23 protein-coding genes and 1 pseudogene are annotated in these 22,101 nt (G+C 52.9%); 9 read left to right on the top strand and 15 right to left on the bottom strand.

Going from position 1 to position 22,101, the window contains the following annotated elements; genetic code table 11:
* Positions 1 to 13: 13 nt before the first annotated feature.
* Positions 14 to 832, bottom strand: a complete 819-nt coding sequence (locus M0646_RS03820; protein WP_286626656.1) for a photosystem II manganese-stabilizing polypeptide — start codon at positions 830 to 832, stop codon at positions 14 to 16.
* Between the two features lie 255 nt (positions 833 to 1,087).
* Between M0646_RS03820 and M0646_RS03825 the strand changes: the two genes are divergently transcribed.
* From M0646_RS03825 to M0646_RS03835, 3 genes are all read left to right on the top strand, one after another.
* Complete coding sequence (locus M0646_RS03825; RefSeq protein WP_149818322.1) at positions 1,088 to 1,606, top strand: hypothetical protein; 519 nt, start codon at positions 1,088 to 1,090, stop codon at positions 1,604 to 1,606.
* A 166-nt stretch (positions 1,607 to 1,772) separates the two neighbouring features.
* Complete coding sequence (locus M0646_RS03830; RefSeq protein ID WP_286649889.1) at positions 1,773 to 3,320, top strand: serine/threonine-protein kinase; 1,548 nt, start codon at positions 1,773 to 1,775, stop codon at positions 3,318 to 3,320.
* Positions 3,321 to 3,435: 115 nt separating this feature from the next.
* Complete coding sequence (locus tag M0646_RS03835) at positions 3,436 to 3,606, top strand: chlorophyll a/b-binding protein (RefSeq protein ID WP_011056299.1); 171 nt, start codon at positions 3,436 to 3,438, stop codon at positions 3,604 to 3,606.
* Between the two features lie 241 nt (positions 3,607 to 3,847).
* On the opposite strand, the gene ndhM is transcribed toward M0646_RS03835, so the two are convergent.
* From ndhM to M0646_RS03855, 4 genes are all read right to left on the bottom strand, one after another.
* Positions 3,848 to 4,183, bottom strand: coding sequence for a photosynthetic/respiratory NAD(P)H-quinone oxidoreductase subunit M (gene ndhM / locus M0646_RS03840; RefSeq protein ID WP_149818324.1), 336 nt, complete (start codon positions 4,181 to 4,183; stop codon positions 3,848 to 3,850).
* Between the two features lie 245 nt (positions 4,184 to 4,428).
* Positions 4,429 to 4,767 carry a DNA-binding protein gene (locus M0646_RS03845; RefSeq protein ID WP_399363189.1) on the bottom strand — a complete coding sequence of 113 codons (339 nt, stop codon included), beginning with the start codon at positions 4,765 to 4,767 and terminating at the stop codon, positions 4,429 to 4,431.
* Between the two features lie 130 nt (positions 4,768 to 4,897).
* Positions 4,898 to 6,259: a CHASE3 domain-containing protein gene (locus tag M0646_RS03850; protein WP_286649890.1), complete on the bottom strand. Its 1,362-nt coding sequence runs from the start codon at positions 6,257 to 6,259 to the stop codon at positions 4,898 to 4,900.
* A 46-nt stretch (positions 6,260 to 6,305) separates the two neighbouring features.
* On the bottom strand, positions 6,306 to 6,989 hold the full coding sequence (locus M0646_RS03855) for a response regulator transcription factor (RefSeq protein ID WP_286626664.1): 684 nt from the start codon (positions 6,987 to 6,989) through the stop codon (positions 6,306 to 6,308).
* Between the two features lie 157 nt (positions 6,990 to 7,146).
* Between M0646_RS03855 and M0646_RS03860 the strand changes: the two genes are divergently transcribed.
* A complete protein-coding gene (locus tag M0646_RS03860; RefSeq protein WP_286649891.1) occupies positions 7,147 to 8,550 on the top strand; it encodes a cation:proton antiporter in 1,404 nt (467 codons plus the stop codon).
* Positions 8,551 to 8,552: 2 nt separating this feature from the next.
* Positions 8,553 to 9,926: an FADH(2)-oxidizing methylenetetrahydrofolate--tRNA-(uracil(54)-C(5))-methyltransferase TrmFO gene (trmFO, locus tag M0646_RS03865; RefSeq protein ID WP_286649892.1), complete on the top strand. Its 1,374-nt coding sequence runs from the start codon at positions 8,553 to 8,555 to the stop codon at positions 9,924 to 9,926.
* Here trmFO and tsaE read toward each other — a convergent pair.
* The 5 genes from tsaE to M0646_RS03890 are packed head-to-tail and all read right to left on the bottom strand — an operon-like array spanning position 9,829 to position 13,401.
* Positions 9,829 to 10,287, bottom strand: coding sequence for a tRNA (adenosine(37)-N6)-threonylcarbamoyltransferase complex ATPase subunit type 1 TsaE (tsaE, locus tag M0646_RS03870; RefSeq protein WP_149818336.1), 459 nt, complete (start codon positions 10,285 to 10,287; stop codon positions 9,829 to 9,831). The genes trmFO and tsaE overlap by 98 nt on opposite strands.
* Positions 10,288 to 10,980 carry a magnesium protoporphyrin IX methyltransferase gene (bchM, locus tag M0646_RS03875; protein WP_149818338.1) on the bottom strand — a complete coding sequence of 231 codons (693 nt, stop codon included), beginning with the start codon at positions 10,978 to 10,980 and terminating at the stop codon, positions 10,288 to 10,290.
* 48 nt (positions 10,981 to 11,028) lie between these two features.
* Positions 11,029 to 11,937: an ABC transporter permease gene (locus tag M0646_RS03880; protein ID WP_286626669.1), complete on the bottom strand. Its 909-nt coding sequence runs from the start codon at positions 11,935 to 11,937 to the stop codon at positions 11,029 to 11,031.
* Positions 11,906 to 12,628, bottom strand: a complete 723-nt coding sequence (ftsE, locus tag M0646_RS03885) for a cell division ATP-binding protein FtsE (RefSeq protein WP_286626671.1) — start codon at positions 12,626 to 12,628, stop codon at positions 11,906 to 11,908. The genes M0646_RS03880 and ftsE overlap by 32 nt, the downstream gene beginning before the upstream one ends.
* A complete protein-coding gene (locus M0646_RS03890; RefSeq protein WP_190278205.1) occupies positions 12,625 to 13,401 on the bottom strand; it encodes a WecB/TagA/CpsF family glycosyltransferase in 777 nt (258 codons plus the stop codon). The genes ftsE and M0646_RS03890 overlap by 4 nt, the downstream gene beginning before the upstream one ends.
* 269 nt (positions 13,402 to 13,670) lie before the next feature.
* On the opposite strand from M0646_RS03890, the gene psbD reads away from it, so the two are divergent.
* A complete protein-coding gene (gene psbD / locus M0646_RS03895; RefSeq protein ID WP_149818344.1) occupies positions 13,671 to 14,729 on the top strand; it encodes a photosystem II D2 protein (photosystem q(a) protein) in 1,059 nt (352 codons plus the stop codon).
* Positions 14,730 to 14,786: 57 nt separating this feature from the next.
* On the opposite strand, the gene rfbC is transcribed toward psbD, so the two are convergent.
* Genes rfbC through rfbB form a run of 3 tightly spaced genes read right to left on the bottom strand, consistent with a single transcriptional unit; the run spans position 14,787 to position 17,291 of the window.
* Positions 14,787 to 15,335, bottom strand: coding sequence for a dTDP-4-dehydrorhamnose 3,5-epimerase (gene rfbC / locus M0646_RS03900; protein WP_286626672.1), 549 nt, complete (start codon positions 15,333 to 15,335; stop codon positions 14,787 to 14,789).
* On the bottom strand, positions 15,328 to 16,215 hold the full coding sequence (gene rfbA, locus M0646_RS03905) for a glucose-1-phosphate thymidylyltransferase RfbA (protein ID WP_286649893.1): 888 nt from the start codon (positions 16,213 to 16,215) through the stop codon (positions 15,328 to 15,330). The genes rfbC and rfbA overlap by 8 nt, the downstream gene beginning before the upstream one ends.
* Positions 16,212 to 17,291: a dTDP-glucose 4,6-dehydratase gene (rfbB, locus tag M0646_RS03910; protein WP_286626676.1), complete on the bottom strand. Its 1,080-nt coding sequence runs from the start codon at positions 17,289 to 17,291 to the stop codon at positions 16,212 to 16,214. The genes rfbA and rfbB overlap by 4 nt, the downstream gene beginning before the upstream one ends.
* Positions 17,292 to 17,394: 103 nt before the next feature.
* On the opposite strand from rfbB, the pseudogene M0646_RS03915 reads away from it, so the two are divergent.
* Positions 17,395 to 17,845, top strand: a pseudogene (locus tag M0646_RS03915) (nucleoside deaminase).
* A gap of 6 nt (positions 17,846 to 17,851) precedes the next feature.
* On the opposite strand, the gene alr reads toward M0646_RS03915, so the two are convergent.
* On the bottom strand, positions 17,852 to 19,003 hold the full coding sequence (alr, locus tag M0646_RS03925) for an alanine racemase (protein WP_149818352.1): 1,152 nt from the start codon (positions 19,001 to 19,003) through the stop codon (positions 17,852 to 17,854).
* A gap of 308 nt (positions 19,004 to 19,311) precedes the next feature.
* Between alr and murI the strand changes: the two genes are divergently transcribed.
* Both murI and M0646_RS03935 read left to right on the top strand, forming a co-directional pair.
* On the top strand, positions 19,312 to 20,205 hold the full coding sequence (murI, locus tag M0646_RS03930; RefSeq protein ID WP_149818353.1) for a glutamate racemase: 894 nt from the start codon (positions 19,312 to 19,314) through the stop codon (positions 20,203 to 20,205).
* A gap of 77 nt (positions 20,206 to 20,282) precedes the next feature.
* Complete coding sequence (locus M0646_RS03935; RefSeq protein WP_190278207.1) at positions 20,283 to 21,005, top strand: Bax inhibitor-1 family protein; 723 nt, start codon at positions 20,283 to 20,285, stop codon at positions 21,003 to 21,005.
* Here M0646_RS03935 and aroC read toward each other — a convergent pair.
* Positions 20,989 to 22,092 carry a chorismate synthase gene (gene aroC, locus M0646_RS03940; RefSeq protein WP_286649895.1) on the bottom strand — a complete coding sequence of 368 codons (1,104 nt, stop codon included), beginning with the start codon at positions 22,090 to 22,092 and terminating at the stop codon, positions 20,989 to 20,991. The genes M0646_RS03935 and aroC overlap by 17 nt on opposite strands.
* Between the last annotated feature and the right edge of the window lie 9 nt (positions 22,093 to 22,101).

The raw sequence follows: 22,101 nt of genomic DNA on the forward strand, positions 1-22,101 counted from the left end.
GGGCTGGTCGATCCTAGGCAGGTTCGATGCGGGCGTAAAAGACCCCTTGAATTTTCACTTCGTGAGGTTCGTGGGCACCCATATCATCATCGGAGAGTTGCTCACTTTCAAAGGTGCCAGCAATTTCACCCGTGCGGCCATCCACTTTCGCCACATTCAGAGAAATTTCACCCTTGGTCAGGGAGAAGCGTTTGACGTTGGCGCGAGCCAGCTCTTCTTCTTTACCTTGGGGAATGGCGATCGCCGAATCATAACCAGAGGCCAAGCCCCGTCCTTTGGGATCGAGGAAGTTGGCGGTGCGGTAGGAAGGAACGGTGAATTCCCCTTTGAAATCCGTTGAAGTGGTGATCCTGCTAATGTTGGGCTGAGTGCTCGCCACCAAGTTTTTCACCGTAAACAGCAGTGGGATACGCTCGCCACCGGGCATTTGCACGGTCACTGGTTGGAAATCAATCCCATCCTCTTCTATGAACGTGAGGCTGCCATCGCTGTTGACCTTGAGTTCCCCTTGAATTTGATCCAAGCTCGTGGTTTCGCGGGTCACCAGTTTTGTGGGAACAAATTCGGCCTCTTGGCGTTTGTTCTTAGGCTCTTCCTTGACCAAAAATGTCGTCGGCTGCAAGCACAGTTGGGCAATGCGATAGGTTTGGGAGCTATCAATGGGGTAGGCACCGCGTGCCGTATCATCAAGCGTGGGGCACTTGTTGGCCAGACCAGTGCCGACAATATCGTCATAGGTTAAAGTCTGTTTTGCGGCAAAGGCGGGGGCGCTCAAGGAAAAAATCCCTAAACATACCGCCAGCAGCGTCGCCATTAAAATGCGATATTTCATGGTTAACCTCAGAAGTCAAAGCATCTCAAAGCAGTCAGAGTGTGGGAGATACCCCTGCGTAAGAGTCCAGTGAAGGCAGCCATGCAACTACCTTATCAATCCATGATTATACGGAGCTTTGCGATCGCCTCAGAAAGGAAATTTTCCCAGATGTTTTAATTTCAAAAAGTAAAAATGAATTGGCTCCCCCTCTCCTGCTGGTGCGGCCCAGCGAACTGGCTACACTAAGAGAGAAGCAGAATCGGGAGTGGATACATGGATGACAGCGAGTTGTTTGCTGTTTTTGTTGCCGATGTTGTCAATGGGGCTGAGAGCCTTGCATCGAATCCCAACTATCGCATTGAATCCGTCTTAGGGACTTGGCAACTGGTGGACAACAAAGCGGGCGTCATTGCCACAGGCAAAAGTGAAAATGGTCAACCGCAGATCATGGTCAAGCGCTACTGCGATGCGTGGGAATCTTTGCGACAAGCATTGACCCATGGTTCATTTTTCCCTGATCTTGCTCAAAATAAGGCACAACTGGTGCCCTTTACCCGTGCCGCCATTCCCGAAGGCTATCAACTCTATGATTGTGCTGCCAGTGAGATGTGGCGCAGTTGGCGACGGGGCGCCGTTGATCATGTGCACATCTATACCGCGAATCAGTGGCGATCGGTGGGGGAGATTTCCTGTAGTGGCGGTGTGGTCTTTATCCCTGTTCCGGATCTGGAGAAAGAGATTCAGATTACCAGTTCTTCACTGATGTCTTGGTTAGGCGTTCCCAATGCTTAGAACCCTAAAAAGGCTTAAGAAACTACGGATTGGGGGGAGCGATCGCCCCAATGGATCAAACAGAACCTAAAGACTCTAGAGATAATAGACGTATAACCATAGCGACCTAGCAACACAATACTTGCCTGTTTGCGACCTCGTCAGCCGATTTCCCCTTGAGGCAACTATGTCAGAACCGCACCGCGATACCAACATTGGCCAAATTCTGATGAATCGGTACCAGCTGACGGAGCTGATTGGCAAAGGCTCAATGGGGCGGGTGTATCGAGCAGAGGACATTCTCCTTGGTGGTGTTCCCGTTGCCGTTAAATTCCTGTCGCAAACCCTGCTCAACGATCGCATGAAAACCCGCTTTGCCCAAGAAGCGCGCGCGGGTGCTCTCCTCGGTCAGAAAAGTATGCACGTGGTGCGGGTGCTCGACTACGGCATGAACAACGAGGAAATTCCCTTCTACGTCATGGAATTTTTGGAAGGCGAAAACCTCAGTGATTTGCTCCTAGAAGAACCCCTGCCCTTAAGCCGATTTCTGCGAATTGCACGCCATATGTGCCTTGGTCTGCAGGTAGCCCATGAGGGAATTATCATCGAAGGCCAAAAATGCCCCATTATTCACCGTGACATCAAACCTAGCAACGTCCTTGTGATTCAGGATGGCACGATGGGGGAACTTGCGAAGCTATTGGATTTTGGGATTGCCAAATTTTTGGGGGATGTTTCTGAAAAAAGGCAAACCTCGTCGTTTATGGGCACTTTGGCCTACTGTTCCCCAGAGCAAATTGAAGGGCGAGAGTTGGATCACCGCTCGGATATCTACAGTCTTGGCATCACCATGTATGAGCTACTCACCGGCAAGATGCCCATTCAGGCGGACACCCACTCCATTGGCAGTTGGTTTAAGGCACACCACTTCCAAAAGCCAGTGCCCTTCAATGTGGCCAGTCCAGGGTTGTATCTTCCTCCTGTCCTTGAGGAACTGATCATGGCCTGCATGGCCAAGTCCCCCAGCGATCGCCCCCAAAACGTCGGTGAAATTATCAACGTCTTAACAGCCCTTGAGGAACAGTTTGGGAGTAGTCGAGTCACCCAGCCGGGGGTAGAGGTTGCTGCAAAAGTCTCTCAACCCTCAGAACGCCAGTCTCAACCGCCTGTTGCCCTTGCAACAGTTGAAGAAGTCTGCTGGCAAAGTGTTTGGCCTGCCGATAAACCCGTAGCGGAAATTGTCTTTCCGATGCCTTTGTATGCACAGCGGGAATCAGCCGCCTCGCTGTGGGTGATGCTGCCTCGCCCAGAAATTGATCGGCGCATGCTCAATATTCGCTACAACCAGTTTCTCTTTACCACCAGTCCCCACCCGATGATCCTCTGGATTACTGCTATCTACGATCCCAAACAAGGTCCCCGCTGGTTGCCCTGTTATTTGGATATGAAACTGCCACGCAACCAAGAACTCTGCGTTTTGCTCTCGGAGACCGGCTACTATCCGCTGCTCTTTTTCTCCCTTGAGGATCCGCAACACTGCATCAATGTCCGCATGTTTACGATCGCTACCTTCCAGCGGCAACTGCTACGGGATTGGCTGCAAACCAGTAAAAGCTTACCCAGTTCTGCCCCAGCAGTTGTGAGCCGTAATCTCCTCAAGGCAGAGTTTGAAAACTACAAGCCGCAAATCCTCGCCAAGCTGGAGAACGTGAAGATGGCCACAGTCATTGATTAGGGATACCGCGATCGCCCTCTAGGACAGCAATAGAGAAAAATATATTAAGAGATGTTGCGGAATTAGTAAAGAATTGTTACAGTGAGGGTACAGGGTTCGATCAGGAGTCAAAACCATGGAAGATACCAAAACCATCAAAGCTGAAGATCGCAACGCATGGGTCTTTGGATTCACCCCCCAAGCTGAAATTTGGAACGGTCGCCTCGCCATGATTGGCTTTGTGGCGGCGCTACTCACAGAACTGATCACCAAACAAGGCGTGCTTCACTTCTGGGGTCTCCTCTAGACCTTAACTCTCTCCCAATTTTCAGCGGTCAAAGTGTCATTTTGAGGTCAGTAATGGCCTCTTTTTTTTGGCCAATTGACGGCTAAACACAACCCTTTTCCCAAAGAGAGCACACACGCAAAACTGCGAAAGCCAGAGAATGGCACTCCCCCTATAGATTCAAACTTAATAGAAAAACTGTAGCGGGAAATGCCGCTGTCAAAGCACCTGTTAAATAATCCGCGATTGAGGATGAATGAATCTAGCAGTGATTCACACGGGGAATCCCCAGACTGTAGTTACGCACACGACTATTGAGGTTGTAACCAATTTCACCTTGCATCAGTAACGAGCGAATAAAGTGCTCCAAGTCCGAGCCAATCCGCCGCAAATTGTATTCCGTCAAATCTTCCCCTGCGGCATTCGCCACCAGCTCCTGAAACTTGGCTTCCACCTTCGCTAGGGCGGCGTCGTTCCACTCCAACTCGTTATCGGGATCCACATTCAGCGTCAGTGTTTCCGTATCAGGATGAACTTCCCCATCAACCACATGGCCGGCATAGATGTGAACGTGACGTGTTGTGGACTTCAGTAGCATGGCTGACCCAATGACGAGTGGACAGTAGTTCGTAAACGCTTCTACTATACCAAGAATCCTTTCGCGGAAAGTTTAGAAAAACTCATGCCTTAACCCAAGAATCCGTAATAGAACTAGGCTGGATTCTAGGCTGATTTTGGCTAGCGATCGCTGAAAATAAAAGGGGCAATCGCCCCCTCTATCCATCGAAATTTTTAGCTACCTCACAAAATTTTCCAGCGGCCTATGTGGTAAAGTGGTTTATCCTAACGTGCCTGTCGTTGCTCCCAGCGTCGCCGGCCACCCGCCCAAGGGGGAGGCCCACCATGGGGACGAATGTTAATCACCTCTCCATTGGCGCGGGTAATACGAAAGGCGTCAAAATCATAATCATCATATTTCCCCACCACCGTGACCGTTTCGCCGGGCTGGAGATTGATTTGGTGAAACCAACGCGGCCCCGCATCCACAATCACTTGGCCAGTGCCATCCTCGAGAATGAAATGATTGCCAACAACACTGCGTACAGTGCCGCGAATGGTAATGCCATAGACATTGCCTAAATTACGAATCGGGGTTACCGACTGGGCAACGCTTTGAGCCATCGGCGGCATAAAAACGCCCGTAGTACCAACAAAAAGAGACATACTCAGGATCCACAAATACTTCCTAACCACCTTCTGTGTCCTCAATGCTTCAATCCCTAGGTTAGGGAAAAAAAATGACAGAACTATGTCAACGTCCGCTTGGGAGTAAGGTAATGGTCACCGTTGTTCCCTTCCCCACGCGACTGTGAATTTGCAGCTGTCCTTGATGAGCATCAACAATTTGTTTGACGATTGCCAGCCCTAAACCAAAACCCTTTGGTTGTTCCTGGCCTTGAGCAATGCGATAAAAGCGTTCACACACATGGGGAAGGGCGCCCTCAGGAATACCAATACCTGTATCGGCTACAGCAACTTGAACACCGCGATCCGTTGGCTGTAGTCCTAGTACCACCTTGCCACCCCTAGGGGTATAGGCACAGGCATTTCTCAAAAGGTTTGCAATTGCTTGCTTGAGCAGCAAAAAGTCACCCTTTACCATGACGGGCAATTCAGGGAATTGAACCACAAATGTGATCCCTTGGTTATCCATGAGCTGCTGCCACTCTTCAGCTAATTCCTTAATCAGCGCATGGGCATTAAACGATTGGCAATTGGCCAACTGACCTTCATGGCGAGCCAAAAACAGCAGATCGCTGACTAAATTGGCCATTTGTTTTGCAATCTGGCAGATGTTGTTTAAGTTTTGCTGCACAGTTGTAAAGGATTCACTGTCATCTTGCAGCTCTTCTTCTAGGATCATTAGAGCCAGCTGACTATTACTTAAAATTGCTGATAAAGGTGCCCTTAGCTCATGGGAAGCATTGGCTGTAAATCGCTGAAGCTGATGACAAACAACAGATAGTTTTTCATTATTTTCCCTAAGGGAATTTTCGCGAAATTCTAGCTCCGCAACCAGCTGATAAAACAAGCGAACAGAGAGTAAGCTAGCAATACCACCAATCACGGCGGCAGCAATTATAATTGACCATGCCAATTCTCGATACTCAATTTGGTGCTGCCGGCGATCGCCCAACAGCACCTCCTCATTTTTATAAAATTCGTAAATGCTTTGCCGTGCTCTTTCCATTAAAATTCGACTTTTATTCCAATCAATATTCTGCTCTTGGTTGGACTTACTGAATACATGAGTCGTAGATGCAAAATTTTCTGAATATACGTAACGATCAAAAATCTGAATGTTTTGATGAAGGGTTTCCTCGATGGAGTCTAAAGCTTTAAGTTGCTCAGGATTATCCTGTACCAGCCCTCTAATTTTTTCCAATGATGGAACAATGCGAGATTTTGCTGTGATGTAAGGTTGCAGAAAGCTGTGACTGCGTGTCAGGCTATAGCCACGCACACCTGTTTCCAAGTCCAGCAGTAAGTTAAGTAGTTTTTGCGTTTCTAGTCGTACTTTTTGCGTATGCAACACCCATTCATCATCTTCAATTAGGTTTAGCTTCAACCATATAAATGACGCGACAATAATGAACAGACAGATAATCGGCATGGCAATAATTAAGCCAGCACGATAGCGAATTGATCCAACTACTTTCCTAAGAAACATTTTGCTGGGGATTCAAGGAATAACCACTACCGTAGTGGGTTTTGAGCCAATGCTCTACCCCCAGTTGTTTCAATTGCTCCCGCAGCCGTTTCACTCGCACGGCAACCGCGTTACTCTCAGGGGATTTATCCCATTCCCAGAGTTGACTTTCAATTTGCTGGCAGCTGAGAACTTGGCGTGGATGGCGCATCAGGTAGCTGAGCAACTGAAAATCTCGACTTTTAAGCTGAATTTCCGCACCTTGATAGCTCAACTTCCGAGTCTCTAGGTGAAGAGTTAATCCCTCAAGGGTTAGTTCATCCCCCTGCCAGAGGGGCGATCGCCGCCGCAGGGCGCGGATGCGTGCCAATAATTCCAATAGATCCACGGGCTTAATGAGATAATCATCGGCACCCACATCCAAGCCAGTGACTTTATCCGCCGTCGTGTCCTTTGCGGTAAGAAAGACAATTGGCGCAGTTTTTTGCTGCTGGCGGTAATAGCGACACAGCTGTGTGCCTTCACCATCGGGTAAAAGCCAATCTAAAATGAGCAATTCATAATCCACCTCATGGACTAACCAGTAGGCTGTTTTCAAATCGGGTGCAGTATCAACGGTGTAGCCCTGCCGCTGCAGTGCTAGGTAAATGGGCTGCCGCTGATGGGGATCATCTTCGACAAAGAGAATGCGCATGATCGAGTGACCGCTGCTATAAAGAACGATGATAAACCTGCTGAAATCCAATTTAGGTTAGACAGAAAGGAATAGGATTCGGTTCAGGCCAGAGGCAAGTTGAGCAAAAGGGGAAGGCATGCTTAACTGAGTTAAAGAGTTTTGAGCCTTTGCTCCTATGCCTTTGATAACGCTACTGTTTGAACCCTTTTTTGCCAATGCGGCAGCAGAACCAGTGAACTTGGCGGAAGCAGCACCTTTAATTTTGGCCGCTGTTTTACTGAGTCTGGTGGTGATTTACTTGGCGAGCAAAATGGGCGGTGAAATTTGTGCCCGCATTAACTTTCCACCGGTGTTGGGTGAGCTGGTGGGCGGGGTGGTGGTTGGTATTTCGGTTTTGCACCTGTTGGTCTTTTCCGAAGGGGGAACCACTGAGCCCTCTGTGCTGACGATGTTTATTCAGCAGACCACCGGTATGGATGACCCGCTGGCTACGGTGGTTGCCAATACTGCCAGTGAGGTCATTGCCGTCCTCTCAGAAATTGGCGTCATGATCCTGCTCTTTGAGATTGGCTTGGAATCGGATTTAGAGGGCTTGCTCAAGGTGGGGCCCCAAGCGGCTGTCGTCGCCGTGGTGGGGGTAGTGGCTCCCTTTGTTGCGGGAACCTTCGGCCTCGTGACGCTCTTTCATGTGGACTTGGTACCGGCCATCTTTGCGGGGGCGGCTCTGACGGCAACCAGTATTGGGATCACAGCCAAAGTCCTTGCCGAAATTCAACGCCTCACTTCTCCGGAAGGTCAAATCATCATTGGGGCAGCGGTTCTCGATGACATTCTCGGCATTATTGTGCTGGCAGTGGTAGCCAGTCTAGCCAAAACGGGCACGGTCGAGATTAGCAATGTGATCTACTTGATCATTAGCTCTGTGGTCTTTTTGGTGGGGTCTGTTGTCGTGGGGCGGCTGCTGAGTCCCTTCTTTCTGGGGATGGTCGATCGCCTGACAACGCGCGGCAACTTACTGATTCCCTCTCTTATCTTTGCCTTTGTCCTTGGTTATGTGGCAGTGATGCTGCAATTGGAAGCGATTCTCGGTGCTTTTACCGCTGGCTTAGTCTTGGGGGAAACGGAAAAACGACGTGAGCTAGAGGAGCAGATTTTGCCCATTGCCGATATGCTAGTGCCAGTTTTCTTTGTCTGTGTTGGCGCACGCACCGATATTAGCGTTCTCAATCCCTTAGAACCGGCCAATCGTGCGGGTCTGATCATTGCTTCCTTCCTTGTCGTTGTGGCCATTGTTGGTAAGGTGGTAACAGGGGCAACGGTCTTTGGCCAGCCGGGAATTAACCGCTGGGCAATTGGCATTGGTATGGTGCCTCGCGGTGAAGTGGGTTTGATTTTTGCGGCTGTGGGGTCGGCCAGCGGTGTGCTCTCGAAGGCTCTAGATGCCGGTATTATCGTGATGGTGATTGTGACCACGTTCGTTGCGCCACCCCTGTTGCGCTTGGTCTTCAAGCCAGAGGTAGAAGACTCAGAGGCGTTACCCGGCTCAGAAGTTGCAGTGGAGTCTCCCCCAGAAGGATAGCAATGGAACCGATTACGGTCATTGGTGGTGGTCTAGCGGGTACAGAAGCGGCTTGGCAAATTGTTCGAGCGGGTGTGCCGGTGGTGCTGTATGAAATGCGCCCCCATGTGCCTAGTCCAGCTCACCATACGGCGGAGTTGGCAGAGTTGGTGTGCAGTAATTCCTTTGGTGCCAAGGCGAGCGATCGCGCCACGGGGTTATTGCACCATGAACTGCGTGCCCTCGGGTCGTTGATTATTGCCACTGCCGATCGCCATCAAGTGCCCGCCGGCGGTGCTCTAGCGGTGGATCGCGCCCAGTTTAGCCGTGAGTTGACTGAAACCCTCGAACGCCATCCCCTTGTGACATTGCGGCGCGAAGAACTCCCCCATTTGCCAGAGACTGGGATTGTCGTACTAGCCACCGGGCCGCTTACCAGTGAGGCGCTGAGTGCGGATCTCCAACGCTTTACGGGACTAGACTACCTGAGTTTTTTTGATGCTGCCAGCCCAATTGTGGTCGGGGAGTCCATTAACCGTGAGGTGGCCTTTTTGGCCTCCCGCTACGACCGCGGGGAAGCGGCCTATCTCAACTGTCCCTTCACTGCTGAAGAATATCAGCGCTTTTGGCAGGCTCTCTGTGAAGCTGAACAGGCACCCTTGAAGGACTTTGAGCGTGAGAATGCTCAATTTTTTGAGGCTTGCTTACCTGTAGAGGAGTTGGCGCGGCGGGGGGTGGATACCCTGCGCTTTGGACCTTTGAAACCCGTGGGCTTGCGAGATCCGCGTACGGGAGAGCGTCCCTATGCGGTGGCACAACTGCGCCAAGAGGATCGCCACGGCCAACTGTGGAACTTGGTGGGCTTTCAAACGAATCTACGCTGGGGGGAGCAACAGCGGGTGTTTCGGATGATCCCCGGTTTAGAGCAGGCGGAGTTTGTGCGCATGGGGGTGATGCACCGCAATACCTTCTTAAATGCGCCGAAGTTGTTGAGTGCCAGTCTCCAGTTTCGCGATCGCCCCACCCTCTTGGCGGCGGGTCAAATTACGGGTACCGAAGGGTATACAGCAGCGGCGGCGGGGGGGTGGTTAGCCGGCACGAATGCGGCTCGCTTGGCACAAGGACTCGCCCCCTTGGTATTACCCCCAACCACGATGGCCGGTGCCCTCTTCCACTACATCAGTACGGCGGAGAGCAAAACCTTCCAGCCCATGCCCCCCAACTTTGGTATTCTGCCACCCCTAGAGCAAAATGTTCGGCAAAAGGCCTTGCGCTATGCCGCCTATCGCGATCGCGCCCTCAAAGATTTAAGCACTTGGGCAACAGCGATGTCGCTGCCCCTACAGCCTCTAAGGTTAGATGGGTGCGATCCTGCTGTCGTTGAAGCTGGAGCCTAAGGTAGTCTGGGGGTAGCGTTGGCAGGCGATCGGGCCACTCTATGGCAACAATTCCCAGATCAATTTCTTCCCCAAGCCAATAGCGTTCCGGTGCCAACTCCGCCACTTCAGCGGGGGTAAGGCGATAGAGATCAAAGTGATAGAGGGGCACACGCCCTTCGGGGTATTCCTGAATCAGCGTGAAAGTGGGGCTTTGGATGACATCCGCAATGCCCAATCCCTCCCCCAAGGCTTGCACAAACGTGGTTTTCCCTGCCCCTAGATCCCCCGCTAACAAGAGCACTGTCCCCGGCGGCAGCCATGTCCCCCACTGGCGCCCCAAGGCTTGCAGATCCGCCAAGCTGAGGTTGAGGTTCGTCATCTAGGCGCGCACTGCTTCTAGGAGTCGCGAAAAGTAAAAGCGGGTTTTGATCATGGCATTGCGTTCAATCCGCCAACCCAAGTCTCGCAAAATCCCCACAATAAATTCCTCACTGTGGAGATAGGCACGGGTGGCCTTGCTGGAGCCGGGGAAGAATTCACCAATTTTTTTCAGCAGCGTATATTTTGGTGTTTTGGGGGCAAAGCTGAGGATCAGTCGCTCCATCGCCAAGGAACTCAAGTGGGCTAGCATCCCTGCCATTTGGCTGTCGGGATAGTGGATGAGGACATCGAGGCAGATGACGGTATGGTATTGTCCCCGCAGGGCTTCAAGATCACTGACACTGAGGATGAGTTCATGGTGGCCATTCAATTGAGCAGCGGCGCGATCGCGGGCTTCGGCCACCATCTTCTCGGAAATATCACTGGCATAGACCCGTGCCCCCAATTCCGCTAGGGGAATGCTCAGACTACCAACACCACAGCCCGCATCACAAATGAGTTTACCCTTGAGGGAGCCATCAGCCTTGAGCCATGCCAGCACCGTATCAATGGTCTGTTGGTGTCCCATGCGGATATCCGCTTGCACCTTGCTGACCTGATCCGTGCCATAGATGCGCCGCCAGCGATCGAAGCCGGTCGTGTTGAAATAATTTTGAACAATTGCTTTCTCGTCAGCCGTAAATTGTGTCATAGCCCTTAGAATCAATCGTCATTGCCCCATTTATTGTGGCATAGCCGCCTACCGCTGAGAGGTGGTTGGCAGGGCTAATCGGGTACTCACCAGTCCCAAAATCACGCCGCTGAGAACCAAGAACACCCCCAAAGCGGGTGACCAGACAACAGAGGCATGGCTAGAAAGAGCGCGAAAGCTGGCCTGTTGGGCTAACCACTGCTGCAGCTGTTGACTGCTACCCCAGCCAACCATCCACGCCAGTAAACCGCCGCCGCCCCCTAGACTAGCAGCTTGAATAAATAGGGGGGTATAAATCCAAGTTTGGGTGGCGCCCACTAGAGTCATGATCTCAATTTCAGGTTGGCGCACAAGGATAATCAACCGTAAAATGGCGCTCACTAAGGCAACTACCGTTAAACTCAGGAGCAGCACCAAAATGAACGTGATTCCCCGCACTACTCGCTGCACACTTTGCAGACCTACTAGGGCGCGCTCAAGATACTGCACCGACTCAATGCCTTCCTTTTGGGCAATTTGGCTGGCTAGGGGAGCTACCTGATCGAGGCTTTGGGCGCGGATCTTGATTTCATCGCTGAGGGGATTGGTGTCAAAGAGGTCTAAGCCACCCTGTTCACTTTTGAGGCCTAAATCAGCTTGCAATTCTGCCCAAGCGCGATCGCGATCCATCCAAGTGAAGTCGGCTACCCCCGGTAATGCCGCCAACTGCTCCTTAAGGCTGGCCACTTTGGCTGCGGGAAGTTTAGGCGACACATAGGCCGTAATTTCTAGGCGATTGCCCAAGGACTCAACACTAGCGCCAAGGAGGTGCGACACTTGCCAACCCCAACCAAAAATAAAGAGCGTCACGGCCACAGCAATGACGGCTGCGCTATTGAGCCAACCACCGCGCCAGAGACTGCGGCGCACTTCTGGAAGCAAAAAGTCAAGGGTGGGTAAGGGGCTCAAGTTTGCCATGGTGCAAATGGAGAATCCGATGGGGGACTAAGCGAGTCAAGGCTAAGTCATGGGTGGTAAAGAGAACCGTTAGCCCATGTTGATGGAGGCGATGGAGCAGGGCAAGAATTTGTTGGCTGGTTTGCGGATCCAGATTGCCCGTGGGTTCATCCGCCAGCAATAGCTCAGGCCCACCAACGATCGCCCGAGCAATGCTCACCCGCTGCTGCTCTCCCCCCGATAGAGATTGGGGATTGGCATTGGCTTTGTGGCTCAGGCCCACCAGTTTGAGCGCCGTTTGTACCCGCTGCTGAATTTCTGCTTTGGGAATACCGCGCACCAGCAGCGCAAAGGCCACATTCTCTGCCACGGAGCGATCGCCCAAGAGCTTAAAGTCCTGAAAAATCACCCCTAGGCGCCGCCGCAACTGTGCCATCCGCCGATCCTGCTGGGGATTGACTTCCTCACCAAACAGGCGAACTATGCCCTGATCTGGGCGAACTTGGCCACAGAGAAGTTTTAAGAGGGTGGATTTACCCGACCCCGAAGCACCCGTGAGAAAATAAAACTCTCCCCGTCGCAGTTGTAAATTGACGCGATGTAAGCAGGGCAAAGTGCCACCAAAGGACTTCGTGACTTGCCACAGTTCTGCAACGATTACCCCCTGAGAGGTGGGTTCGCAGGGGGGTACCACTGGGGTCACTGCTGTCATCGGGACGAGAAACGCTGTCGCCCATACAAACGACTTAGGAGCGCCTTCCATGCAAATTGGGGCAAAGCCAACATCCGCCGCCAGCGCCACGGTTCCTGATACAGGCGATAGAGCCATTCTAGATGGAGTTTTTGCATTAGCTTGGGTGCCCGTTTTTTCACCCCCGCCCACACATCAAAACTACCGCCCACGCCAACCCAAATCGCCTCTGGGCAAATGTGACGATGGCGATCGATCCAGTATTCCTGCCGAGGCACCCCCAAAGCCACAAAAATAATGTGGGGTTGTGTCTCCTTCAGCGTTTCAATGAGAGCAACCTCTGTATCGGCATCGTGGTAGCCTGACTGCACACCAACAATGTTCAGGTTGGGCAACTCTCGATGCCAGCGCTCAGCCACTTTTTCTGCCACCCCCGGCGCTGCCCCATAGAAAAAGACTCGCTTGGGCTGGGGAGCTTCATTGGCGAGTCGCAGGAGGGCTTCGGCAAATTCAATCCCCGGCAGACGGCGCACCGAGAGGCCATGCAACTTGAGGTAGAGAATGACCCCCGATCCATCGGGAATCACCAAATCAGCACGGTGTAAAACATCGGCAAACTCTGGTGTGCGCTCCGCTAGGATCACCATCTCTGAATTGAGCGTGATTACGTGCTGACCATGGCCATCCCGCTGCTGCATCAAGAGCCACTCTGGGGCATTATCCACCAAGTGCAGTGGAAAGCCAAGAACAGAGACCTTTACGGGAATGGCGGGAATTAGAACTGAGCGACCCATAGGGCAAAATTCAGCGCAAGAAACACCGAGTATCTTACAGCCCTTTTCACAGTAATTGCACCCTCCCGGCAAAAACAGCTTTTAACAGGGATGCTGAAGCAAGGGCCATAATAGCTACCGCCCTATCTTGGGATCTATGCGTTGTTGAAATCCACAAAACGCCTTTGCTAGATTAGAGTCGTTATTAAGATTCGTAAACTTGGCTCTTATCATCCCATTGAGCTACCTCACGAATCTGCCTTTATCACTTCCTTTTGGAGTTGAGTTTTATGACGATCGCAATTGGACGAGCGCCAGCAGAACGGGGATGGTTTGACATCCTCGACGACTGGCTCAAGCGTGACAGATTTGTCTTTGTCGGCTGGTCAGGCATCCTGCTGTTTCCCTGCGCCTACCTTGCCCTCGGGGGCTGGCTGACCGGTACCACCTTTGTGACCTCTTGGTACACCCACGGCCTCGCCTCCAGCTACCTCGAAGGCTGCAACTTCCTCACCGTTGCCGTTTCCACCCCCGCCAACAGCATGGGGCACTCCCTTCTTCTCCTTTGGGGTCCCGAAGCCCAAGGGGACTTCACCCGCTGGTGCCAACTCGGTGGTCTGTGGACCTTTATCGCCCTCCACGGCGCCTTTGGCCTCATTGGCTTCATGCTGCGGCAATTTGAAATTGCTCGCTTGGTGGGCATCCGTCCCTACAACGCCATTGCCTTCAGTGCCCCCATTGCCGTCTTTGTCAGCGTCTTTTTGATCTATCCCTTGGGGCAATCCAGTTGGTTCTTTGCCCCCAGCTTTGGGGTGGCTGCCATCTTCCGCTTCCTGCTGTTCTTCCAAGGGTTCCACAACTGGACTTTGAACCCCTTCCACATGATGGGGGTGGCCGGTGTGCTCGGCGGTGCCCTGTTGTGTGCCATCCACGGTGCCACAGTGGAGAACACCCTCTTCCAAGATGGCGAAGGCGCCAGCACTTTCCGTGCCTTTAGCCCCACCCAATCGGAAGAGACCTACTCGATGGTGACGGCGAACCGTTTCTGGAGCCAAATTTTTGGGATTGCCTTCTCGAACAAGCGCTGGTTGCACTTTTTCATGTTGTTTGTGCCCGTAACGGGGCTGTGGATGAGTGCGATTGGCGTGGTGGGTCTGGCGTTGAACCTGCGGTCTTACGACTTTATTTCGCAGGAGATTCGGGCCGCGGAAGACCCTGAGTTTGAGACGTTCTACACGAAGAACCTGCTCTTGAACGAGGGCATTCGCGCTTGGATGGCGCCCCAAGACCAACCCCATGAAAACTTTGTCTTCCCAGAAGAGGTACTTCCCCGTGGTAACGCTCTGTAGAGCCTAATCGTATCCTCGTCTGAGTGTCCCTCTCCAATTGGGGAGGGATTTTTTATCTCAAGCAAATAGGGGAAGTTCGTTGAAAGACTTGCCCTGCTGATCCTTGGCAGAAAGGAGGGGTTCGCTGTCGATCGGCCATTGAATGCCGACGGTTGGATCATTCCACAGCAGTGTATATTCATCCCCCGGATTGTAGTAGTCCGTTGTTTTGTAGAGCACTTGGGCAGTGGCTGATTGCACCCAGAAGCCGTGGGCAAAGCCAGCGGGAATCCACAGTTGCTGGAAGGTGTCTGCACTGAGCCAAGCCCCTACCCATTGGCCACAGGTGGGCGAGGAACGCCGCAAATCGACTGCGACATCAAAAATTTTTCCTTCGATGACGCGAATGAGTTTGCCTTGGGGCTGTTGGTGCTGGTAGTGTAATCCCCGTAGCACGCCCTGTTGTGAGGCAGAGTGATTGTCTTGGACAAAGGTCACCTCTAAGCCTGTAGCGGCCATAAAAGCCCGTTGATTAAAGCTTTCTAGGAAAAAGCCCCGCTGATCGCGAAAGACACGGGGTTCCAAAAGCAGAACATCAGCGATCGCCAGCGGTTGTACCTTAAGCATGAATGCCTCCAGTGACTTCTGCCCACACCTGCAAGAGATATTGACCGTAGCTACTTTTGCGCAGGGGTTGGGCGAGTTCATAAAGTTGCTCTGGGGTAATGTAGCCCTGATGCAAAGCAATTTCCTCTAAGCAGGCAATTTTCACCCCCTGCCGTTCCTCCAGCGTGCGAATGAAGCTGCTGGCCTGTTGCAGCAGATCATGGGTACCCGTATCCAGCCACGCATAGCCGCGTCCCAGCAATTCCACCCGCAGTTGTCCCTTTTCAAGGTAGAGGCGGTTGAGATCGGTGATTTCCAGTTCCCCCCGTGCCGATGGTTGCAGTTGGGCTGCCAGATCACACACTTGATGGTCATAGAAATAGATGCCGGGCACCGCATAGTTGGACTTGGGTACTGCTGGCTTTTCCTCAATGCCGAGGACGCGACCGCTGGCATCAAACTCAATCACACCGTACTGCTGCGGATTGGCCACCCGATAGCCAAAAATCATTGCCCCTTCCGTCAATTGCGCCCCCTGTTGCAATTTTTGGGGTAAATCATGGCCGTAGAGCAGATTATCCCCAAGGGTGAGGCAGACGGGTTCTCCTTGTAAAAACTCCCGCCCTAGGATAAAAGCTTCCGCGAGACCATTGGGCTGAGGCTGCACACAATAGCTGAGGGACAAGCCCCACTGATGACCATCCCCTAGAAGCTTTTCAAAAAGATAGAGGTGCTCTGGGGTAGAAATAATGAGGATCTCCCGAATCCCCGCCAACATCAGAATTGAGAGGGGATAGTAAATCATTGGCTTGTCGTAGATGGGCATCAGTTGTTTACTGATCACCTGCGTCAGGGGATAGAGGCGGGTTCCAGAGCCACCAGCCAAAATAATTCCTTTCATGGGCAAGGGGTTAAAAGACTGCCATAGTGGGTTGCCAGCCAAGCACTGTAGTCGGCGGTGCGCGCTGCTTCCACCCAATCTTGATGGGCAAGATACCACTGCACCGTCTTTTCGAGGCCACTGCTGAAGGTTTCTTGGGGCTGCCACCCCAATTCTCGCTGAATTTTACGGGCGTCAATGGCGTAGCGGCGATCGTGGCCGGGGCGATCGCTCACAAAGGTAATCAAGCTGCGGTAATTCAAATCAGACCGGGGCACAAGGGTTTGCAGCAGATCACAGAGGGTTTGCACCACCTCAAGGTTCGGCTTTTCGCAGTTGCCACCAATGTTGTAGGTTTCCCCCACCTGACCCTTTTGCCAAACGGTATAGACCGCGCGGCAGTGATCTTCAACGTAGAGCCAATCCCGTACATTTTGACCATCGCCATAAATGGGTAGCGGTTGCCCCGCTAGGGCTTGGCAGATCGTCAGGGGAATCAGTTTTTCGGGGAACTGGTAGGGGCCGTAGTTGTTGGAGCAATTCGTTGTCAGGGTGGGCAGACCGTAGGTGTGGTGGTAGGCACGCACAAGGTGATCTGAGGCGGCCTTTGAGGCGGCATAGGGGCTGTTGGGGGCGTAGGGGGTGTCTTCGCGAAAGGGCGGATCCTCAGGGCCAAGGCTGCCATAGACTTCATCGGTGGAAATATGAATGAAGCGGAACTGCTCCTGTGCTCCAGTGGGTAACTGTTGCCAGTAGGTTTTGACCTCCTCTAGGAGATTGGCGGTGCCCACAACATTGGTTTGGATAAAGTCTTGGGGACTATTGATGGAGCGATCCACATGGCTTTCGGCAGCAAAGTGAATCACGGCATCGGGCTGAAAGGTTTGCAATAGCTCTTGGACAAGGGGGCGATCGCCCACATCCCCCTTGACAAACTGATAATTGGGCAGTTGCTCCAGCATGGCCAAGGTTCCAGGGTGGCAGGCATAGGTCACTTTATCGAGGTTGAGCACTGCACCCCAGCCTTCCGTAAGGGCTAAGCGCACAAAGTTGGCGCCAATAAAACCACCCCCACCCGTTACCAAAAACTTGATCATGGACACTGACACCAGCAGATTCTGGCTTGCATCATACCAAGACTAGACACCTGTTCAGAAAAAGACGTTTACTAGGAATGAACATTTGCTCAGGCGGACAATCATGGATGAATTTATGGCGGCAGCGATCGCCGAGGCAGAGCAAGGACTCAAAGAGGGCGGCATTCCCATTGGCTCGGTCTTGGTGCGCAATGGCCAAATCATTGGTCGCGGCCACAACCAACGGGTGCAGCGGGGCAGTCCGATTCTGCATGCGGAGATTGACTGTCTGGCCAATGCGGGTCGCATCGGTCGCTACGATGATACAGTACTGTACTCAACCCTCATGCCCTGCTATCTCTGCGCCGGTGCGGTGGTGCAGTTTGGCATCAAAAAAGTGATTGCGGGTGAATCCCAGACCTTTCCGGGGGGCGCGGGAGTTCATGGCAGCCCACGGCGTTGAGGTGATTGACCTGAACTTGGAGCGATGTCAGCAGTTAATGCGGGACTTTATTACGCAACATCCCCAGCTCTGGTTCGAGGACATTGGCGAACTCACCTCTGAAGGAGAGTAGCAAAATTCAGGAGACAGGAATACGCGGCAAGCGGTTCTTGAAACCGCAGAGAATTTCCCAAGTAATTGTGCCTAGGGTATCCGCCCAAGTTTCTACGGTTAGGCAGTCCCCGCCATCTTCGCCAAGAAGGGTCACCACATCCCCCTCCTGAAGGCCATCAATGTCACTGACATCAATCATCAGTTGATCCATCGTAATGGCTCCCACTTGGCGCACCCGTTTTCCTTGAACCAAGACTTCAAGCTTGTTGGAAAGAAGGCGGGGCACCCCATCGGCGTAGCCAATGCCAACAACGGCAATTTTCATCGGCTTGGGGGCAATGAATTGGTGGCCATAGCTAATGCCCGTATGGGCGGGAATCTCTTTCAATAGGGTAATGCGCGATCGCACTTGCATGACTGGTCGCAGCGGCACCACCTCCCGTAAATGGGGGGCAGGATACACACCGTAGAGACTCAAACCAATCCGCACCATGTCATAGTGGCTACTGCGATTGGCCAAGGTGGCGGCTGAATTGGCCATGTGACGCCGCACCGATCCCAACCCAAGGGGAGCAAGTTCTTGACACACCTGCTCAAAATAGGCCTGCTGCTGGTGCATCAAACTGGGGTCAGGGTCATCGGCACTGGCAAAGTGGGAATAAATCCCTTGGATGCGGAGGTTGGGTAACCGCTGCACAAACTGCACAAAACCCACGGCATCCTGCCACGGACAGCCCAAGCGAGACATGCCCGTATCAATCATCAAATGGACATCAAGGGGTTCCCGCAGATGATCGGCGTAGTCGGAGAAAATCAAGGCTTGCTTGGGTGTAGAGAGGGTGGGCTGAAGCTGCCACTCGGCCATCATCTGCACCTGCACGGGCAAATTGACGGATCCCAAGACCAAAATTGGCGCTGTAATCCCCGCCTGCCGTAGGGCAATCCCTTCGGGAATTGTTGCCACCCCTAGCCAAGTTGCACCGTGGGCTAAAACCGTCTGTGCCACCGTGAGGGCACCATGACCATAGGCATCTGCTTTCACCACGGCTAAAAGTTCCGTTGTTGGTGCCAGCCATTGGCGAAGATGTTGGGTATTGGCTGCCAAGGCCGCTAAATCAATTTCAATCCACGCGCGCTCACACTCATGGGAACTGGTGAGCTGTTCCTGACTGAGCATTGTTTTTCCTATCCTCACACCATAATTCCCCAGTAGGGGGTGACGAAACTTACAGCCACAGGTGCTCTGTGATTCAATGTATAGCACCCGATGTTCGGTCTTGGCGTCAATTATTCGGTTCTTGGCAAAACCTGCTAGAGTGGCACTACAGCCCTTTTCTCAGACCTAGCGTCCATAGAGGGGATGTATTGTGGCTCTCACGGTTTGGAGCGTGTTTCATCCCGGTGAAAAGGGCGGTAGATTGGCTGTGGTTGCTCTCTTGCTGAACGGGGCAATGTCATTTTTGTTGGTGTGAGGTCGAGGTTCGAGTGGACAACTGGCACAAGACATCCCTAGGGCTAAATCCTCTGGGAGCGATTGGCGTGTTTGACAGTGGGGTGGGGGGCCTAACGGTTTTACAGGCACTCCAACGCCTTTTACCCCAAGAATCGTTTCTCTACTTTGGGGATACAGCACGGTTGCCCTATGGAACTCGCCGCCGCAGTGAAATCCTGCAATATGTGCGGGAGATTTTGACGTGGATGCATTCCCAAGGCGTCAAGATGGCGGTAATGGCCTGCAATACTAGTTCAGCCCTTGCCTTGGCACAGGTTCGCAGTGAGTTTCCCTTTCCGATCCTTGGCTTGATTGTCCCCGCTGCCAAGATGGCGGTCACGCTGGGAAAGCGCATTGGTGTCATTGCTACCCCCGCAACGGTTAAAAGCGGTGCCTATGCACGGGCACTTCAGGAACTCTCACCCACAGTGGCGATCGCTCAAGTGGCTTGCCCTGAGTTTGTCCCCCTTGTGGAAAGCAATTGCCTAGAGGGCGATCGCGTCCACCGCATTGTTTGTCAGACCCTAAACCCCCTAGTTCAATTTGACCCCGATACCCTCATTTATGGTTGCACCCATTACCCCCACCTGCGCCCTGTGATTGAGCAGTATTTGCCCGCAACGGTTCATCACCTTGATCCTGCCCATGCCGTTGCCCGTGCAACAGTGCGCAAACTAGAAGCCATGAATTTAGCGACTCCTTGCCCCCAAGGCCAAGTGCACTTTTATGTCAGTGGGATACCCGAACAATTTGCCCAGTTAGCCAGTCAATGGCTGGGATACTACCCAACGGTGGAGCATCTATCCTTGAGTGTCTTGACCCAATTCTATCCGCCATTAGAGATAACCGCCCCGCCACCAGAGGTCTCCGTGGTTGTTGCCAGCTAGGTGCCCTTGGGAATTTTGGCACAATAGAACTATGCCATCTGGCCATGTTGTCTATTCACCACCCTTGGAGGATTCCCGTGAGTAGTACCAGTAATTTTCAAGAGGCGATTCGCGAGGCGCGTAGTAGCGCGATCGTCGGTCCCAATGTGATTCGCAATGCCCTGCCCTTTGTCGGTGGTGGCCTCGTCCTGACGGCGGTGGGTAGCTGGGGTGGTCTGGGCGTGCTTGCTGCTGCGCCCCAACTCTTCATGCCCACGTTTATTGTGGCCATTATTGCTGAACTTGTCCTCTTTTTTGTGGCGCAGGGAGCCGCTCGCAAAGGGAACAATGGGCTAGCCCTACCCCTGTTGGCCACCTACAGTTTGCTGTCGGGTTATACGCTCTCTGGATTGATTGCCCTTGCCCTCAGCACCGTGGGCATTATGGGGATCATCATTGCCGCTGGCGGCTGTGGCATCACGTTTATGGCCGCTAGTCCCATTGGTTCCAATCTGTCGGAACGCGATGGCTTTGCCCTTGCCAAAACGGTACAACTGGGGATTATTGCCCTGCTGGTGGTGCTCGTTCTCCAGTTAGTCTTCAGCTTCTTTGGTGTCTTTACACCCACGTTTCTGGAAATTGCGATTTCTGGCATTGGTGTCGTGCTCTTTGTGGGGGCTGCGGTGGTGGACTTCTTTGTGCTGCCCCGTACCTACCGCGATGATCAGTACCTCTCTGCTGCCCTTTCGATGTACTTGACCTACATCAACCTGTTTATCTTTATCCTGCGGTTACTGATTGCCCTCAATCGCAGTCGCTAAACAGCAGATGACACTGGGCATGATCCCGGAGCAGATGGTCACAGAGAACGAGAGCTACCATTGCCTCGACCATCGGCACCGCTCGCGGTAACACACAGGGATCATGCCGTCCTTTTGCCGCTAGAATGGTTTCTTCACCTGCTTGGTTCACGGTTTTCTGGGCTTGGCCAATGGTGGCGGTGGGCTTAAAAGCTACCCGCAAAATAATGTTTTCGCCATTGGAGATGCCCCCCTGAACCCCCCCAGAACGATTGGTGCGGGTGCGAATGCGCCCCTGTTCATCGGTATAGAACTCGTCATTGTGCTCTTGACCCGTGAGCAGGGTACCGGCAAAGCCAGAACCAATTTCAAAGCCCTTACTGGCGGGCAGCGACATCACCCCCTTGGCAAGATCTGCTTCTAGTTTGTCAAAGACGGGGGAGCCTAGGCCGACAGGCACATTGCGAACCACGCACTCAATGACACCGCCAATGGAGTTGGCTTGCCGCCGCACCTCATCCACAAGGGCAATCATCTTTTCTGCGGTGGTGGCATCGGGACAGCGCATGATATTCGCCTCAACGGCAGCCGCTGCCACGGTATCAGGATCAACAATGGCTTCAATGTCCTTGACCCGCTTGACGTAGGCAATGATTTCGGTACCCGCGACTTGAGCCAGAATTTTGCGGGCGATCGCCCCCGCGGCCACACGCCCAATGGTTTCCCGTGCCGAGGAACGCCCACCCCCTTGCCAGTTGCGAATCCCATATTTGCCGTCATAGGTAGCATCTGCATGGGAGGGACGATAGACCTGTGCCATTTCGGCATAATCTTCGGGGCGAGTGTCCTTGTTGCGCACCAGAATCGCAATGGGCGTGCCGAGGGTTTTGCCCTCAAAGACCCCGGAGAGAATTTCACAGCGATCGCTCTCTTGGCGAGGGGTCGTGAGACGACTTTGGCCGGGGCGGCGGCGATCCAGTTCCTTTTGAATATCCGCTTCTGACAGTTCCAATCGGGGAGGGCAGCCATCCACAACCACCCCCACACCGCCCCCGTGGGATTCACCAAAGGTGGTGACGCGAAAGAGATGCCCAAACGTATTGCCCATAGTGATTTC

This window comes from Thermosynechococcus sp. B3, assembly GCF_030323045.1.
In the GTDB taxonomy this organism is placed as follows: Bacteria; Cyanobacteriota; Cyanobacteriia; order Thermosynechococcales; family Thermosynechococcaceae; genus Thermosynechococcus.

What these genes read in the sequence shown, in the direction of transcription:
- M0646_RS03890 (WP_190278205.1), bottom strand. Translation starts at nt 13,401, where the DNA reads ATGGGTCGCTCAGTTCTAATTCCCGCCATTCCCGTAAAGGTCTCTGTT.
- rfbA (WP_286649893.1), bottom strand. Translation starts at nt 16,215, where the DNA reads ATGAAAGGAATTATTTTGGCTGGTGGCTCTGGAACCCGCCTCTATCCC.
- trmFO (WP_286649892.1), top strand. Translation starts at nt 8,553, where the DNA reads ATGGAACCGATTACGGTCATTGGTGGTGGTCTAGCGGGTACAGAAGCG.
- M0646_RS03820 (WP_286626656.1), bottom strand. Translation starts at nt 832, where the DNA reads ATGAAATATCGCATTTTAATGGCGACGCTGCTGGCGGTATGTTTAGGG.
- tsaE (WP_149818336.1), bottom strand. Translation starts at nt 10,287, where the DNA reads ATGACGAACCTCAACCTCAGCTTGGCGGATCTGCAAGCCTTGGGGCGC.
- psbD (WP_149818344.1), top strand. Translation starts at nt 13,671, where the DNA reads ATGACGATCGCAATTGGACGAGCGCCAGCAGAACGGGGATGGTTTGAC.
- M0646_RS03880 (WP_286626669.1), bottom strand. Translation starts at nt 11,937, where the DNA reads ATGGCAAACTTGAGCCCCTTACCCACCCTTGACTTTTTGCTTCCAGAA.
- aroC (WP_286649895.1), bottom strand. Translation starts at nt 22,092, where the DNA reads ATGGGCAATACGTTTGGGCATCTCTTTCGCGTCACCACCTTTGGTGAA.
- M0646_RS03860 (WP_286649891.1), top strand. Translation starts at nt 7,147, where the DNA reads ATGCCTTTGATAACGCTACTGTTTGAACCCTTTTTTGCCAATGCGGCA.
- M0646_RS03825 (WP_149818322.1), top strand. Translation starts at nt 1,088, where the DNA reads ATGGATGACAGCGAGTTGTTTGCTGTTTTTGTTGCCGATGTTGTCAAT.
- M0646_RS03855 (WP_286626664.1), bottom strand. Translation starts at nt 6,989, where the DNA reads ATGCGCATTCTCTTTGTCGAAGATGATCCCCATCAGCGGCAGCCCATT.
- M0646_RS03830 (WP_286649889.1), top strand. Translation starts at nt 1,773, where the DNA reads ATGTCAGAACCGCACCGCGATACCAACATTGGCCAAATTCTGATGAAT.
- bchM (WP_149818338.1), bottom strand. Translation starts at nt 10,980, where the DNA reads ATGACACAATTTACGGCTGACGAGAAAGCAATTGTTCAAAATTATTTC.
- M0646_RS03835 (WP_011056299.1), top strand. Translation starts at nt 3,436, where the DNA reads ATGGAAGATACCAAAACCATCAAAGCTGAAGATCGCAACGCATGGGTC.
- ndhM (WP_149818324.1), bottom strand. Translation starts at nt 4,183, where the DNA reads ATGCTACTGAAGTCCACAACACGTCACGTTCACATCTATGCCGGCCAT.
- rfbC (WP_286626672.1), bottom strand. Translation starts at nt 15,335, where the DNA reads ATGCTTAAGGTACAACCGCTGGCGATCGCTGATGTTCTGCTTTTGGAA.
- M0646_RS03850 (WP_286649890.1), bottom strand. Translation starts at nt 6,259, where the DNA reads ATGCCGATTATCTGTCTGTTCATTATTGTCGCGTCATTTATATGGTTG.
- alr (WP_149818352.1), bottom strand. Translation starts at nt 19,003, where the DNA reads ATGCTCAGTCAGGAACAGCTCACCAGTTCCCATGAGTGTGAGCGCGCG.
- rfbB (WP_286626676.1), bottom strand. Translation starts at nt 17,291, where the DNA reads ATGATCAAGTTTTTGGTAACGGGTGGGGGTGGTTTTATTGGCGCCAAC.
- ftsE (WP_286626671.1), bottom strand. Translation starts at nt 12,628, where the DNA reads ATGACAGCAGTGACCCCAGTGGTACCCCCCTGCGAACCCACCTCTCAG.
- M0646_RS03845 (WP_399363189.1), bottom strand. Translation starts at nt 4,767, where the DNA reads ATGGCTCAAAGCGTTGCCCAGTCGGTAACCCCGATTCGTAATTTAGGC.